General features: G+C 70.6%; 1 protein-coding gene. It reads left to right on the top strand.

Annotation, left to right across the window (positions count from 1 at the left end):
• The first annotated feature begins 194 nt into the window (after positions 1-194).
• Positions 195-473 (top strand): hypothetical protein, encoded by a 279-nt coding sequence (locus JCM19049_RS17060; protein ID WP_054822101.1) that lies wholly within the window; start codon positions 195-197, stop codon positions 471-473.
• Positions 474-574 lie beyond the last annotated feature (101 nt).

Raw genomic sequence — 574 nt, 5'->3', positions numbered from 1 at the left:
TCAGCGGCGATGAGTACTGCGACATCCAGGTGCTGCGCACCATCCGGACCCGTTCGCTGGCTGCGCTGCGCGCCGAGGTTGAGCCGGTGGACCAGCCCACCTTCGCCCGCTTCCTGCCGGTCTGGCAGCAGGTGCTCCCAGCTGGAGGGGGCCGACGGGCTCTATGAGGCTATCGGCCAGCTCACCGGCGCCAGGTGCCGGCCAGCGCCCTGGAATCCCTGGTGCTGCCGGCACGGGTGAAAAACTACACCGGCGCCGCGCTGGATGAGCTGACCAGTTCCGGGGATGTGCTGATTGCCGGGGCGGGGGCCGCCGGCGGCAAGGACGGTTGGCTGGCGCTGCACACGGCCGAACACGCCAGCTTGACCCTGCCGCCCGGGGACCGCAGCGAACTGGACGCGTTCGCGCTGCGCCTGCTGGAGCGGTTCGAGAGCACCGGCGCCTACTTTGTGGAGGAGCTGGCCGCTGGATGACCGAGGAGGATAGCGCGCCCCCGTCCCTGTCCCAGGTCGGTGACGCGTGCTGGCAGCTGTTCTGGGCCGGCTTCATCAGCCCGGACACCCTGTCCCCGGTG

The sequence above is a fragment of the Arthrobacter sp. JCM 19049 genome (genome assembly GCF_001310435.1).
This window is presented reverse-complemented; position numbering and strand designations above follow the sequence as displayed.